Annotated in this window: 15 protein-coding genes; 1 reads left to right on the top strand and 14 read right to left on the bottom strand. The window is 54.8% G+C overall.

Annotation, left to right across the window (positions count from 1 at the left end; genetic code table 11):
• Positions 1-340 precede the first annotated feature (340 nt).
• Complete coding sequence (locus KQI79_RS14725) at positions 341-1,651, top strand: glutamate-1-semialdehyde 2,1-aminomutase (RefSeq protein WP_216539018.1); 1,311 nt, start codon at positions 341-343, stop codon at positions 1,649-1,651.
• 62 nt (positions 1,652-1,713) lie between these two features.
• Here the strand turns inward: KQI79_RS14725 and KQI79_RS14730 are convergent, their stop codons facing one another.
• From KQI79_RS14730 to KQI79_RS14790, 14 genes are all read right to left on the bottom strand, one after another.
• Entirely contained in the window at positions 1,714-2,577 is an 864-nt protein-coding gene (locus KQI79_RS14730; RefSeq protein WP_216539019.1) for a methyltransferase domain-containing protein, read from the bottom strand.
• The gene (locus tag KQI79_RS14735) at positions 2,561-3,331 is read right to left on the bottom strand and encodes an alpha/beta fold hydrolase (RefSeq protein ID WP_216539020.1); all 771 of its coding nucleotides are present in this window, start codon (positions 3,329-3,331) and stop codon (positions 2,561-2,563) included. The genes KQI79_RS14730 and KQI79_RS14735 overlap by 17 nt, the downstream gene beginning before the upstream one ends.
• Positions 3,328-4,518 (bottom strand): 8-amino-7-oxononanoate synthase, encoded by a 1,191-nt coding sequence (gene bioF / locus KQI79_RS14740; RefSeq protein ID WP_253298162.1) that lies wholly within the window; start codon positions 4,516-4,518, stop codon positions 3,328-3,330. The genes KQI79_RS14735 and bioF overlap by 4 nt, the downstream gene beginning before the upstream one ends.
• A 33-nt stretch (positions 4,519-4,551) precedes the next feature.
• Positions 4,552-5,544, bottom strand: coding sequence for a biotin synthase BioB (gene bioB, locus KQI79_RS14745; protein WP_216539021.1), 993 nt, complete (start codon positions 5,542-5,544; stop codon positions 4,552-4,554).
• On the bottom strand, positions 5,541-6,341 hold the full coding sequence (gene bioD / locus KQI79_RS14750; protein WP_216539022.1) for a dethiobiotin synthase: 801 nt from the start codon (positions 6,339-6,341) through the stop codon (positions 5,541-5,543). The genes bioB and bioD overlap by 4 nt, the downstream gene beginning before the upstream one ends.
• A 227-nt stretch (positions 6,342-6,568) precedes the next feature.
• The gene (locus tag KQI79_RS14755; RefSeq protein WP_216539023.1) at positions 6,569-7,390 is read right to left on the bottom strand and encodes a C40 family peptidase; all 822 of its coding nucleotides are present in this window, start codon (positions 7,388-7,390) and stop codon (positions 6,569-6,571) included.
• 474 nt (positions 7,391-7,864) lie between these two features.
• Positions 7,865-8,107 carry a copper amine oxidase N-terminal domain-containing protein gene (locus tag KQI79_RS14760; RefSeq protein ID WP_216539024.1) on the bottom strand — a complete coding sequence of 81 codons (243 nt, stop codon included), beginning with the start codon at positions 8,105-8,107 and terminating at the stop codon, positions 7,865-7,867.
• A gap of 209 nt (positions 8,108-8,316) precedes the next feature.
• On the bottom strand, positions 8,317-8,451 hold the full coding sequence (locus tag KQI79_RS28010) for a hypothetical protein (RefSeq protein ID WP_301287925.1): 135 nt from the start codon (positions 8,449-8,451) through the stop codon (positions 8,317-8,319).
• Positions 8,452-8,590: 139 nt separating this feature from the next.
• Entirely contained in the window at positions 8,591-8,854 is a 264-nt protein-coding gene (locus KQI79_RS14765) for a hypothetical protein (RefSeq protein ID WP_216539025.1), read from the bottom strand.
• 110 nt (positions 8,855-8,964) lie between these two features.
• Positions 8,965-9,834, bottom strand: a complete 870-nt coding sequence (locus KQI79_RS14770; RefSeq protein WP_216539026.1) for an inositol monophosphatase family protein — start codon at positions 9,832-9,834, stop codon at positions 8,965-8,967.
• Between the two features lie 93 nt (positions 9,835-9,927).
• The gene (locus KQI79_RS14775; protein ID WP_216539027.1) at positions 9,928-10,755 is read right to left on the bottom strand and encodes a sulfite exporter TauE/SafE family protein; all 828 of its coding nucleotides are present in this window, start codon (positions 10,753-10,755) and stop codon (positions 9,928-9,930) included.
• A 111-nt stretch (positions 10,756-10,866) separates the two neighbouring features.
• Complete coding sequence (gene fabI / locus KQI79_RS14780) at positions 10,867-11,637, bottom strand: enoyl-ACP reductase FabI (RefSeq protein WP_216539028.1); 771 nt, start codon at positions 11,635-11,637, stop codon at positions 10,867-10,869.
• A gap of 204 nt (positions 11,638-11,841) precedes the next feature.
• Positions 11,842-12,165 carry a hypothetical protein gene (locus tag KQI79_RS14785; RefSeq protein ID WP_216539029.1) on the bottom strand — a complete coding sequence of 108 codons (324 nt, stop codon included), beginning with the start codon at positions 12,163-12,165 and terminating at the stop codon, positions 11,842-11,844.
• 60 nt (positions 12,166-12,225) lie between these two features.
• Positions 12,226-13,383, bottom strand: coding sequence for a D-alanine--D-alanine ligase (locus KQI79_RS14790; RefSeq protein WP_216539030.1), 1,158 nt, complete (start codon positions 13,381-13,383; stop codon positions 12,226-12,228).
• Between the last annotated feature and the right edge of the window lie 3 nt (positions 13,384-13,386).

The raw sequence follows: 13,386 nt of genomic DNA on the forward strand, positions 1-13,386 counted from the left end.
CCACATTAGCGTGTTTGAGTTTCGTTAGACATTGCAACATGATGATTTACAGGCTATTAGCGTGTATCAGTTTCGTTAGCCCGCTCGGGCGAATCGTCAGCCGCCAGCGGTATGATGAAGTGGACTCTGATCGCAGGCTTTACCTTTTTTACCTCATGGGAATCGCTTGCCAGCACGCTATACAGCTTCCATCACCTCTGCGGCAAATGATCGTTCAGGACTGCATGCAGCAATCCAATCCCGCTTCGAATGTATTAAACCCTGACTTTCCAGCATCTGAACGAGGGGGATTTTCACAGAGGGCAGACAAAATCGATATTGAAAATAAGGAGAAAGTGACATGAATCGAACCAAATCGGAACAGCATTATGAGACGGCCCTCCGTCATATTGTCGGCGGCGTAAACAGTCCGTCGCGCTCTTTCAAGGCTGTGGGCGGCGGCGCGCCGGTATTCATGAAGCGCGGGCAAGGCGCCTATTTCTGGGACGTCGACGGCAACAAGTATATCGACTACTTGGCGGCGTACGGGCCGATCATAACCGGCCATGCGCACCCGCATGTCACGGCGGCGATCGTGCGCGCCGCCGAGAACGGCACGCTGTACGGCACGCCGACCGAATGGGAGAACCAATTCGCGCAGATGATCAAGGCAGCGATTCCGTCGCTGGACAAAGTCCGCTTCGTCAACTCCGGCACGGAAGCGGTCATGACGACGATCCGCGTGGCGCGCGCTTATACGAAGCGCGCCAAAATCATTAAATTTGCCGGCTGCTATCACGGGCATTCCGATCTGGTGCTTGTCGCGGCCGGCTCCGGCCCGTCCACGCTCGGCATTCCGGACAGCGCCGGCATCCCGGTAAGCATTGCGCAGGAAGTCATCACCGTGCCTTTCAACGATCTGGACGCGCTGCACGCCGCGCTGGAACGTTGGGGCGACGATGTGGCCGCGGTCATGGTGGAACCGATTGTCGGCAATTTCGGCATGGTGATGCCGCATCAAGGCTTCCTCGAAGGCGTATGCCGGCTGGCCCGTGAACATGGCGCCCTTGTCATTTACGACGAGGTCATCTGCGCCTTCCGTTTCCATTACGGCGCCGCGCAAACGTACGGCGCCTTCGCCGACCATGCCGCGATCGAGCCGGACTTGACCGCGCTCGGCAAAATTATCGGCGGCGGCTTGCCGATCGGCGCCTACGGCGGCCGCAAGCAAGTCATGGAGCAGGTCGCTCCGCTCGGTCCGGCGTATCAGGCAGGCACGATGGCGGGCAATCCCGCCTCGATCCAAGCCGGCATCGCCTGTCTGGAGGTGCTGCAGACGCCGGGCGTATACGAGCGAATGGACCTGCTTGCGGCAGCCCTTGCCGACGGTCTCCAAGCGGCTGCCGATAAACATGGCATCCCGCTGACGATTAACCGGATTCGCGGGTCGTTGTCGACCCACTTCTGCGATCATCCGGTCACCAATTACGAGGAAGCGCAAAATACGGACGGCGAGCGATTCGCCGCATTCTTCCGCCATATGCTCGATCAAGGCATTTGCCTCGCCCCGTCCAAATACGAGGCGTGGTTTCTAACCACCGAGCATACGGAAGACGATATCGCGCAAACGATCGCGGCGGCGGACAAAGCTTTCGCGCGCATGAACAGCTAAGCCGACGAACGAAAAAACCTTTATTCACGTTAGTACTTTTCATGTGAATAAAGGTTTTTATTTTATCGGAGAAAGCCGTATCCGATCCAATACGTCGCCCGAACAGCTCCGCCGCTATGCCGCCCTGCCGGTACCGCAGGATACAGCCTCGCATACTCCTCCTCCATCGCTTGAAACAAAGCTTTCACGGCGGCCGGTTTCGCTTGCCCTTGAAGCGCATTGCCCGCCCCGACCCGCTTCACGCTGTACATAAAATCCCGAACGCTCGGATATTGGCAAGTATGCCGCTGCAAGCGCCAATCGAATGTCCGTTCCGGAACGTTTTCACCGGTCTTGAGCGCCAGCGCCTCTCTCCATTGCTCCCCGCCGCGAAAGGTTTGGCCATGAGCGATGTGCGGCAAGCCAAGCCGGCGCTCCGCGGCGGCGAACGCTTCGTGCAGTTCCGCGAAAGTGCCCGGAGCAAAGGTAGCGAAGGCGAGAATCCCCTTGAGATTCAGCATGCTTCGCAGGGCGGCGCAAGTTGCCGCTGGCGCGTTGAACCATTGAAAGACGGCGTTGGAAATAATAAGATCGAACGGCTGTCCCGCGTACGCCGCCGCCCATTCTTCCGCATCGGCCACGATCAGTTCCGTATGGCGTCCGATTCCTGCAGCGTCCAGCTTCCATCTCGTGCGCTCCGCCATTTCTTCGCATAAATCGATGGCAACGAGCCGCGCATCGGGATATTGCCGGACGATTCGTTCCGTGAGCAATCCCGTACCGCAGCCGATTTCCAGAATGCGGCGCGTCGTCGTCCCGCTCGCCAGCTTCGCCGTGTCCGCAAGAAGCCGTTCCGCCATTATTCGTTGCACGAGCGCATACCGGTCGTATTCATGCGCATGCCTGTTGAAATGTTTGCGAACGAGCCGCTTATCGATGATGTTCATGCGCAAATCCTCCCCTGATCTTCCCGATAAACTTGTCCCGCTGTGTCAGGAACGGCGCATGTCCCGCCCCCGGAAACAGAAGTATCGGAGTCTCTCCGCAAGCCGCCGGCAGCGCGCCCGGCAAGCAAACCGCATCGTCGGTTCCATGCATCCGGATGAGGCGAATCGGGCGCAGCTTCGACTCCCACGCCCCCCATCGGGCCGTCAAGTCGGTTTCCAGCAAATAGCGCAACCCGGCATCCAGGCCCTCGTCGCTGAATTCTGCGTCGTCATCGATGCGATGCCCGGCTTCCCGTTCTTCCGCCGACAACATAAACGAAGCAAATTGCCGCAGCGTCCCTTCCCGATCGGTACGAAGCCCGCTCCTCATTCGTTCCAGTACCCGTGCAGGCCAGCCTTTGGCGCGATCCGGATGGGAAAAGCGCAGCGTTGTCGAGACGAGAGCGACGGACCTGATATGAAGCGTCGTCTCGCGCTGTTCGGCGGCCCGCTCGAGCAATTGCTCCAATACGAGCATGCCGCCCATCGACCATGCGACGATATGCCAATCTCCCGGCTGTTGCCGGGGCAACTCCAGCATGGCCGAGCGGATCGTCCCGCGCAAGTCGTCAACGGTCCGACATTTGCCAAAGTGTATATAGTGATGCCGATACTCCGGCATTTCTTTCGCGAGATCGGCCCATATTTTCGAGCTCGATCCCCAGCCGTGAATCCATAAGATATGACGGCTTGGCGGCGCAAAGCGTCGGTTCATGGCACGATCCCCATTCTGCGGCCGACGGCCGCGATCCGTTCGACCGCCCATTGCAAATCTTGCAACCGATGCGTCGCCATGACGGTAAAACGGATGCGCGCCGCCCCTTCCGGAACGGTCGGCGGCCGAATCGCCACGGCTGCGATGCCTTCCGCTTGCAATGCGGCGCCAAAATCGACGGCCCGCGCGTTATCGCCCAGCAGCAGCGGTATAATATGGGATTCGCTATCCCCCGTATCGAATCCGCATTCGTTCAACGCGCGGCGAAACCAGGCCGCACGTTGAAACAGCGCTTCGCGCCGCCACGGCTCGCTGCGGATCGTCAGCCAGTTGGCGCGGACGGCGGACATCACAATCGGCGGCAGGGCGGTATTGTATATCAATGTGCGAGCCTTATTGATCAAATATTGTATGAGCACCGCATCGCCCGCCACATAAGCACCGCATGCGCCGTACGCTTTGCTGAACGTGCCCATCTGCACGTCCACCCTCCGCTGCAAACCGAGCGCATGCGCGAGCCCTTGCCCTTCTTCGCCGTAAACGCCCCCGCTATGCGCCTCGTCAACCATCAAAATCGCCCCGTATCGTTCCTTGAGTTCAACCAACTCCGGCAATGGAGCCGTCGTTCCGTCCATACTGAATACCGCATCCGTAACGATCAATTTCTTCGCTCCGGTCGGAACGCTGCGCAGCATCCGCTCCAACTGGCCGATATCGCGGTGGCGATAACGGCTGCATTTCGCGCGGCTGAGTGCAATCCCGTCCACAATGCTTGCGTGGTTCAAGCGGTCGCTGAACACATAGTCTCCCCGACCGGCCAGAGCGCTGATGACGCCCACATTCGCCATATATCCGCTGCTGAAGACGAGGCTGCTCTCCGTTCCTTTGTAAGCCGCAAATTCACGTTCAAACCGGTCGTATACCGGATCGTTGCCCGTAATGAGACGGGATGCGCCGGCTCCGAGCCTCATATCGGCATCCCCTTCTTCCGCTCCGTCCGTGCCGTTCGGCAATGGATTGGAAAGGCCCAAATAATGATTGGACGCCAAATTCAACATGCGGCGGCCCGATCGTTCGATCCAGCCCCCTTCCAACCATCCGGTCGGCTCCAAGCGCCGGTATTGATTGCGCTCCGACAATTGCCGCAGCTCATCCCTCATCCATTGCCATCGATCCGTTCCTTCCATGCGATGCTCTCCTTCCCGGCCGACTCCATATGCCTATAGCGCGCATAGCTCGATTTCAAAGCCGAGGTCCTCGATCATGCGATGATCGGCGGTCGCCTCTTGCCCTTCCGTCGTTAAATAATCGCCGACGAATACCGAATTGGCCGCATACAGCGCCAGCGCCTGCAAGGAACGAAGATTCACTTCGCGGCCGCCTGAAGCCCGTATCTCCTTATCCGGATAAATGAATCTGAATAAGGCAAGCACCTTTAAGCATTTCCGCGGGTTCAAATGGCTGTCTTTTTCCAGCGGCGTCCCCGGAATCGGGATGAGAAAATTGACCGGGATCGAGTCCGCATCCAATTCGCGCAGCGCAAAAGCGACATCCGCAATTTGCTCGTCCGATTCTCCCATGCCGACGATGCAGCCCGAGCATGGAGACATCCCCGCCGTCTTCGCTTGCTCTACCGTACGCACGCGATCGTCATATGTATGTGTCGTCGTGATGTTCGCAAAATGGCTTGCGCTCGTATTCAAATTGTGATTGTAACGGTCTACTCCCGCTTCCTTCAATCGCGCCGCCTGATCGTCGGATAAAATGCCGAGACATGCGCATATTTTCAGCGGCATCGTCGCCTTGATCTCCTTGACGGCCTCCACCACTTGCTCCACTTCCCGCTTCGTCGGTCCTCTGCCGCTCGCCACGATGCAGTAGGTTCCCGCTTTCCACTCCATCGCTTTGCGCGCCCCATCCACCAGCACGTCTTTCTCGAGCAGCGGATATTTCGACACGGGGGCCGAAGAGACGATCGATTGGGAACAATAACCGCAATCCTCGGGACAGAGTCCGCTTTTCGCATTGACAATCAAATTCAATTTTACTTTTTTGCCGAAATAATGTTTGCGGACTCGAAATGCGGCATGCATCAAAGGAAGCAGTTCGTCGTCGTCGGCTTCAAGCACGCTAAGCGCTTCCTCTTTCGTTAACCGTTCGCCTTGCAAAGCTTTGTCGGCATAATGATTCCAGTTCGGTTCCAGTTTGATCATCGTTCATTCTCCCATCCGTTTATGATTGCATTCATATCGACTCGTTCCGTTATGCAAGTTACCCATCGTTGCCATGCGGGCGATTTCCCTGTCTCGCTTACGCCGCCCCGTTCGTATCGTTCCGCCGCGCGCGGAGCTTCCGAATCCGATGGCTCCAGCCAAGGCAGCATTCCGATGACCGGAACTTGCGAGAACGTTTCGATCATCATGGCATTTTCCGTTATGCCGCGTTCCTCTCCGGCCCGGCAGCCGTTCAGAATGACGCCTGCCATCGCCAGCCCCTGCCGTCGCGCATAGTCAACGGTCAACAGCGTATGGTTCACCGTGCCCAGTCCCGGGCGGGCGACGATCAACAGCGGCAGCCCGAGCGCCGCAGCCAAATCGGCGACCAGATGACGCTCCGTCAGCGGGACCGCCAAACCTCCGGCTCCCTCGACAATCCAGAAACAGCCGTCCTCCAGCCGGTCCGATCCTTCGCGCGCCAGCCGCTCGAAATCGATCTCCTTGCCCGCACGGCGGGCCGCCATCCAGGGAGCCAGCGGCTCCGGCAAAGTGACGGACGCGATATCTTCTTCCTTCTGTCCGTACCCGCTCCCGCCTCCGAATAACAAACGGCTGCTGTCCGCATCGGGACTGCCCATCCGCACCCCGCTCTGCACCGGTTTCCATAACCGGATTTCCGGCCAATGCCGGGAGGCGGTCAAACGCAGCGCCGCAGCCAATCCCGAAGCGACCTGCGTCTTGCCGACATCGGTATCGGTCCCGGTTACAAAAATGCCACGCCGTCTTTTGTTCATCCGTTAACACCTCATTATTTTGTCTTAATCATAATTTATTGTCAACCATTTTAATTGTATTTTTGGTTAACAATATGTGCGTACCATTTTACTACATTAGAACGTTCCTTTTCTACTTCGAAAATGAGTTCAATAGAAAAAGCACGAACTTACCGAGTCGCCTCGTTAAGCTCGTGCCCATTTTCGGTTACACGCTTATGTTTTACATTATATAGTCCGAAGAAACTCTATTTTACGACGCTTCCCCCGTACAAGAACCGATACTCCCAATGTTTGCCCTTAATCGTATCCGTGCGAACGCCGCCGGATGTCTTGGAATAGGTATGCAGTATCTTTCCTTCCCCTAAATAAATGCCTACGTGAGTAATGCGTTCTTTATCCCATTGCATATTCGCATAGGAAGAAGCTTTAGTTCCTTTATAGGACGAGAAGAACATTAAGTCTCCGCGCTTTAATTCGCTGATGCTCTTTTTCACCGTGCTGTTCTGACGAATCCAATTTCCTTGCTTGCGGGAATCGGTAGGCAGCGTAATCCCGATCGCTTCTTTAAACGCTTGCCGGACAAAAGCGGAGCAATCGAACGTTTTCGTGGAATTCCGGTTCGATCCGAATTCGTACGGCGTGCCTAAATATTTCATGCCTGTCGAGATGACTTTCTCTATTTTCTCGGAAGCCGTTCCCGCCGCCGGTTTTTCCGCCGGCTTGTCCGACGGTTGCTCAGGCGTTACGGAGCCGCCGGCTACCGTCATATATTTCGAGCTTGTGCTCATGTAACCGACATTCCCGAGTCCATCGCGTACTTTATACCAAGCGCTGTTCTCCTGACCGAGAATTGTAACCTGTTCTCCCTTTTTCATCAGACGAACAACGGATCCTGACAGTGACGGTTTGTTTCGTAGATTAACCGATGCTTTTACCGTTCCCGTTTGTGCGCTGCTTGCAGCGATTGCCGCCGATTGCGTTGCCGGCTGCGTCGCAGCCGCCGCCGTCGCTGCGTAAGCTTGTCCCACCAAAGATACGAGAAGTAACCCCATTAACAGTTTTTTCATACGAACCTCCTGATTGATGCATCCTCTTAGATGTTTTTTAGTGAAAGCTAACCTGTCTCATCCTATCAAACTACCAAAATATGCTATGTATGTTATCACCTCACATTTCTGTCTCGTAAATTATTATAATTTTGTAACCTTTTCGTTTCCATGCGACCTTTTTCGCAAAATTCGACAAAAAAAGGACCTAAGTCCCATTAATCCATCATTAAACATTGGCAATATTGGTAAAAAGTAATAGATTATAAAAAGACCGCGGAAACAAATCGTTCCAGCGATCCTTATGCTAGGTCTATTAGTTATCAGGATAGGTCGAGTTTTGAGCCGCACGCGCTTCGAATCAGTCGATTTTATTCGAAATTTCATACACGTATCGCAATTTGTTTCCGTTAGCCGCGAAATCGTCCCTATATGCCTAAAAAACAAAAAAACCGGCTATTCGAGAATAACCGGTCAAGGCAAATATGCGCTGCATTATTGATTAATGAAAACGATTTTCGATTGGCCGCCGCTCTCGACGCTGAACCCGAGCCCGTCGGCCAGGACGCGGAGCGGCACGTACGTTTTAAGTTCATTGCCCGTTTGCTGCACAAACGGCGGCGCATCGATTGCGATCGGGCTGCCGTTCAATGTCATCGCAGCGGAACCGACGGTCAGGACTAATTCTCTGTCCCTGTAAGCAATCGTTGCGGCGGTTGCCGCCAACCATAATTGCAATGAGCGTCGCCGATTCGATATCGCACCGCGCTTGCGCTGCCGTTCCCGTAAACAGTTCGGTGCGCGGATCGGGCAGCTTCGCCTGAATATCGTCCATCGCAATTCGGCGTTGTTCCTTAATCGCTGCTATGTAATTTTTGAAGCCTTCGCTTGTAAGTCCTAAAATCCCGTAATTTCGCAATGCGGCGCGGCCGCGAAACAACGCCTGTTCATAGATGCGCTCCGCGAAACCGTAAGCCTTCGATCGTTCGATCGGGTTCGTCCGCCATGTACGGTTCGAAACCGGCTGCCACCGAATCCCCGAAAACGACGCTAGTGGCGTTTGCTGCGGCCACAAGGCGCATGAACAGTCGCCGCCACAATCGCGGAGAGGCCGAGAATCATAACGGCAACCAGCGCCCCCGCCGTTATGCCTTGAAGCCTCTTATTCCTACGCTTCCACACGCTCTTCATCCGAACACACTCAATCCGCGAGAACGCCGGTTATTCGCCGGCCTCTTCCTTATCGCCCCGATCCTTCACCCGGTCTTTCACCCGGGACATATACCGGTCGTACCGATCGTCGATTTCTTGGGCCATCATACGGTATTTCCGCGTTTCTTCCACGATCGGATCGAGCTGCGTTTGAATCCGGATTTCGTACTTGGGGACGATCCGTTTGCGCTGCTCTTGTTCCCGATCCGATTCCTTCATCTCGCCGTCGGTTAATATTTCAGTTATTTTCCGCTCCATTTCGTGTTCATTCATGTCCGTAACCTCCTTCATTGGGAACGCAAATTCGCGTCCGCGTCAAAGGTAGTTTGGGCTTAATTCGCCCGCTTTATGAACAAAGCCTCGGGACGATCGGGCAAAGAGCGTTATCTGCTCTCATATCCCGTGGCGTTCGCCTCGGCCAACACGCTCATCAATTCGTCATGAATATGCCCGTTTGTCGCGACAAAATGGCGCACTCCCAAATGATACGGCTTTCCTACCGTATCCGTCACGCGCCCGCCCGATTCCGCAACGAGCAGCGCGCCGGCTGCTACATCCCACGCATTCAAGTTCAACTCCCAGAAGCCGCTCAATCGGCCCGCGGCCACATAGGCAAGCTGGAGCGCCGCCGATCCGGAAGCGCGAATGTTGCGGACGCGCGGGACAAGCGCGCCGATTCCCGCCAAATTTAAAGGCAGCATATTCTCCCGGTCTGTGGGAAAACCGCTGGAGATGAGACTTTCTTGCAGCGTCGATTCCCCCGACACTTTCATCGGCACGCCGTGAACGTACGCCCCTTTCCCCTTCTCGGCGACGAACAATTCGTCGCGCGACGGGTCGTAGACGACGCCGACGATCACTTCGCCTTGATGGGCAAGCGCAATCGACACCGAATAATACGGATATCCGTGAACGTAGTTGGTCGTCCCGTCGATCGGATCGACGATCCATAAATATTCCGCATCGCTCGCCTCTTGAAGCGCTTTAACGGAAGCCGCCGCTCCGATGCCCGAGCCCTCCTCTCCCAGGAAGGAATGGTTCGGGAAATGCGTCGCAATCAAATTGCGGATCATCTTTTCCGCCCCTTTATCCACTTCCGTAACCAAGTCATGCGAAGAATATTTTATATCTAATTGTTGATATGTTCCGAGTTTGCTTTTGATCCATTCCCCCGCTTTGGCCGCACAATTGATCGCTACGGCCGTAAAACTTTTACTGGTAACGACATACGGTTGCTCTTTCGGCTGGTTCAAGATTTTCACTCTACTTTCTATCGATTCTTTTCTCCCTTAAATATACGTTGCTGGGGTAGCGAAGTTTCGCCCTAATTCCGAGATAACACCAAATCAAGCGGACGTCATCCCGCCGATAATCATGCGTACGGCCAATACGAGCAGCGTAATCCGCAACAGCCACAGCAAGCCTTTGCCGCTCATTCGCCCCGCAATATACGCGCCGATTCTGCCGCCGATATAAGCGCTTGGCGCGAGGACGGCCACCGGCAGCCAATCGATCTCGCCATAATAAGCATGCATCCCGCTGCCGAGAATGGAGGACAAGAAGATGACGAACATCGACGTTGCCGTAGCGACATGCGGCGGATAACGAAACAATAACACCATGAGCGGGACGAATAAAGAGCCGCCCCCGATTCCGAACAATCCGGAAATGAAACCCACCGCAAAACCGATCAATAATACGGGGATCCAATGATAGCCGTATGTCGTAACGTTCCCGTCGCTATCCGTATAGGTTCGTTCCGTTCTCCACGCGATCGAACGCGGCTTCATTTTTTCTTTCACTATCATTAGAATCGCCATGAAAAGCATAAAAAAACCGAACACAAGCTGAAATAATTGATCTTGCAGTTTTCCCGTCAAAGCGGCGCCGATCATCGAAGCCGGACCGCTCGTCGCGAAAAACAGCCAGCTGCTTCGAAAATCGACAAGTTTCTTTTTGGAGTAAGAAATTGTGGAAGATAATGCCGTGAAAATCAGCACCGCCAACGAAGTCCCGACCGCCGTGGCAGTCGATATCTCCTCGCCCATAAGCGACGGACCGAAGTAAATAAGCGCAGGCACAATGATAATGCCTCCTCCGAGGCCTACGATCGCGCCGAACGTGGATGAAACAAGACCGATGATAACAAGAACGATAATGGTAACGATGAGCATATGGCCCTCTTTCGCCTTCTTTCTGCCAAAAAGTTGCAAATGAAAGAAAAAGTCCGTTTCAATACGAGCCTTCGGGCCAACGCATAGAAACGAACTCCCTGATATGCAATGCTACACGCCGACGATATGATAGCCGTTGTCGACATAGATGACTTCGCCGGTGATGCCGCGGGAAAGATGGCTCATCAGGAACATCGCCGTGTCTCCCACTTCCGCCGTTTCCGTCGTTCGGCGCAGCGGCGCCTTCTGCTCCACTTCGTGCAGGATGGAGTTGAAGTCTTTAATCCCTTTGGCCGCAAGAGTGCGGATCGGACCTGCCGATATCGCGTTGACGCGAATGTTCGCAGGACCCAAATCGTTCGCCAGATAGCGAACGGAAGCTTCTAATGCGGCTTTCGCCACGCCCATGACGTTGTAGTTGCGCAGCACGCGCTCGGCGCCGAGATAGGTCATCGTCATGATGCTGCCGCCCTCCGTCATCAGCGGATGAAGCCGCTGAGCCACCGCGGTCAGCGAATAAGCGCTAATATCGTGCGCCAAGGCGAATCCGTCGCGGGAAGTGTTGACGTACTGTCCTTCCAATTCTTCCGTTTTGGCAAACGCGATGCTGTGCACGACGCCGTGAAGCACGCCGAAATGCTCCTTCAACTGCGCCGCCAGCGCGTCGATTTCCTCGTCAACGGTCACGTTGCAAGGGAGTATGATCGAATTCGGAATCGTGTCCGCCAGTTTGCGCACACGTTCCTGTACCCGTTCGCTCTCATATGTAAATGCTAATCTGGCTCCTTGGGCTGCCAATGATTGCGCAATCGCCCATGCGATGCTGCGATCGTTCGCAACTCCCATGATGACGATATTTTTGCCGTTCAATAATTGACTCATTCCAATATCCTCCTCTCGCCGCATGATAGCGGCTCTTTGTAAAAAGTACCCTATTTCCGGTTGAATTTCAAGTAAAAACCATCAAACCGACAGCCTGTCCGTTTTCGCCGCAAACGAAGCCGCGCCCCTCGCGCTTGCCTATTGCCCGTTAAGCCGATCCGCCGCTAGCGCCAATCACTGCGCTTGCGCCAAGCACTAGGCCGTTTATTTGCCTTCCTGCTCTCCGAAAAACATTTCATACGCCAAATCGGTCTGAATTCGCGACTCCTCGTCGGTCAGCTTGCGCACCAATTCCATCTCTACTTCGGTCACTTCCTGGCCTTGAAAATTGATTTCGGCGATCGAAGCGACGATTTTGACGATAGCGATGGCTCGATTGTCCGGCGTATAAGCGATCACTTTCTGCCCCGTCGGATAAACGCGAAATCCGTTCTTGACCATTTTGCCGCGGCCGTATTCCAGCAATTCGTACAGTTCCTGCTCCGATTTAAACTTGCAGACCGAATTAAATTCCGTTTGAAATCCCATCGGAACCCCTCCTTAAACGTCGTTAAGATTCGATTTATTGCTCCATCTATTGGCAAGCATCTACTCTCCCGGTGTAACGTTGGTCATCAATTTGGCCTCGTCCCCGAACAATAATTGCTGTTTATCGTTATGCCGCTCGAAAGCAAGCGAGATGAGGGTATCGAGCAATTCCCGGTACGATACGCCGGATTCGCGCCATAGAAGAGGATACATGCTGAACGGGGTAAATCCCGGCATCGTATTCACTTCGTTGATTAACGGGCGGCCGTCCGATTTGCGGACGAAGAAGTCGACCCGCGCCAATCCCGAACCGTCGATCGCCTGAAAAGCGAGCACCGCCATTTCTCGAATTTCTTCCGTTAATTCGGGGGAAATCTCGGCCGGTATCGTCATAACGGATTTGCCGTCGGTATACTTGGCCTTATAATCGTAAAAATCGTTGGAAGACATAATCTCGCCGGGAACGGACGCTTTCGGCTCGTCGTTGCCGAGCACGCTTACTTCGATTTCACGCGCTTCGACATACTCTTCGACGATGACTTTCCGGTCGTAACGGAGCGCCGTTTCCACCGCCGCAATCAACTGCTCGCGGTTGCGCGCTTTGCTGATGCCGACGCTTGATCCGAGATTGGCCGGCTTCACGAAGCACGGATAGCCGAGCGATACTTCGATCTCCATAATATGATAGGAAGAATCCTTCTCCCACTCTTTCCGGGTAAAATAACGGTACATGCATTGCGGCAAGTCCGCCTGGGCGAACACTTTCTTCATGATCACCTTATCCATGCCGACGGCCGATGCCAGGACGCCCGCCCCGACATAAGGGATATTGGCGATTTCGAACAGCCCTTGAATGGTTCCGTCCTCCCCGAACGTTCCGTGCAGCAGCGGAAACATGACGTCAAGCATCCTGTCATTGCCTTGCAAAGGCTTCTCCTGCGGAGCGCTCAGTCCGGACAATACCGGCAGGAGCGCCGCTTCCCGCGCATTCCCGTCCTCGGCCGGCCCGAACTGCAGAAATTCCAAATCATCCGGCGGGGACATCAGCTGCGGCCCTGTGCGCCATTCCCCTTCTTTCGTTATATAAAACGGCACGATATCGTATTTGCCGTAATCGAATGCTTTCATCACCGCAAGCGCCGTCGATAAGGACACCTCATGCTCGCCTGATTTGCCTCCGTAGATGAGACCTACGCGTATCTTCCCCTTGTCTCCCATGAC

It is taken from the genome of Paenibacillus sp. MSJ-34, assembly GCF_018918005.1.
Taxonomy (GTDB): domain Bacteria; phylum Bacillota; class Bacilli; order Paenibacillales; family Paenibacillaceae; genus MSJ-34.

Excerpts from the sequence above, each read along its gene's own strand:
- KQI79_RS14725 (WP_216539018.1), top strand. The coding sequence starts at position 341 with ATGAATCGAACCAAATCGGAACAGCATTATGAGACGGCCCTCCGTCAT.
- KQI79_RS14730 (WP_216539019.1), bottom strand. The coding sequence starts at position 2,577 with ATGAACATCATCGATAAGCGGCTCGTTCGCAAACATTTCAACAGGCAT.
- KQI79_RS14735 (WP_216539020.1), bottom strand. The coding sequence starts at position 3,331 with ATGAACCGACGCTTTGCGCCGCCAAGCCGTCATATCTTATGGATTCAC.
- bioF (WP_253298162.1), bottom strand. The coding sequence starts at position 4,518 with ATGGAAGGAACGGATCGATGGCAATGGATGAGGGATGAGCTGCGGCAA.
- bioB (WP_216539021.1), bottom strand. The coding sequence starts at position 5,544 with ATGATCAAACTGGAACCGAACTGGAATCATTATGCCGACAAAGCTTTG.
- bioD (WP_216539022.1), bottom strand. The coding sequence starts at position 6,341 with ATGAACAAAAGACGGCGTGGCATTTTTGTAACCGGGACCGATACCGAT.
- KQI79_RS14755 (WP_216539023.1), bottom strand. The coding sequence starts at position 7,390 with ATGAAAAAACTGTTAATGGGGTTACTTCTCGTATCTTTGGTGGGACAA.
- KQI79_RS28010 (WP_301287925.1), bottom strand. The coding sequence starts at position 8,451 with ATGCGCCTTGTGGCCGCAGCAAACGCCACTAGCGTCGTTTTCGGGGAT.
- KQI79_RS14765 (WP_216539025.1), bottom strand. The coding sequence starts at position 8,854 with ATGAATGAACACGAAATGGAGCGGAAAATAACTGAAATATTAACCGAC.
- KQI79_RS14775 (WP_216539027.1), bottom strand. The coding sequence starts at position 10,755 with ATGCTCATCGTTACCATTATCGTTCTTGTTATCATCGGTCTTGTTTCA.
- fabI (WP_216539028.1), bottom strand. The coding sequence starts at position 11,637 with ATGAGTCAATTATTGAACGGCAAAAATATCGTCATCATGGGAGTTGCG.
- KQI79_RS14785 (WP_216539029.1), bottom strand. The coding sequence starts at position 12,165 with ATGGGATTTCAAACGGAATTTAATTCGGTCTGCAAGTTTAAATCGGAG.
- KQI79_RS14790 (WP_216539030.1), bottom strand. The coding sequence starts at position 13,383 with ATGGGAGACAAGGGGAAGATACGCGTAGGTCTCATCTACGGAGGCAAA.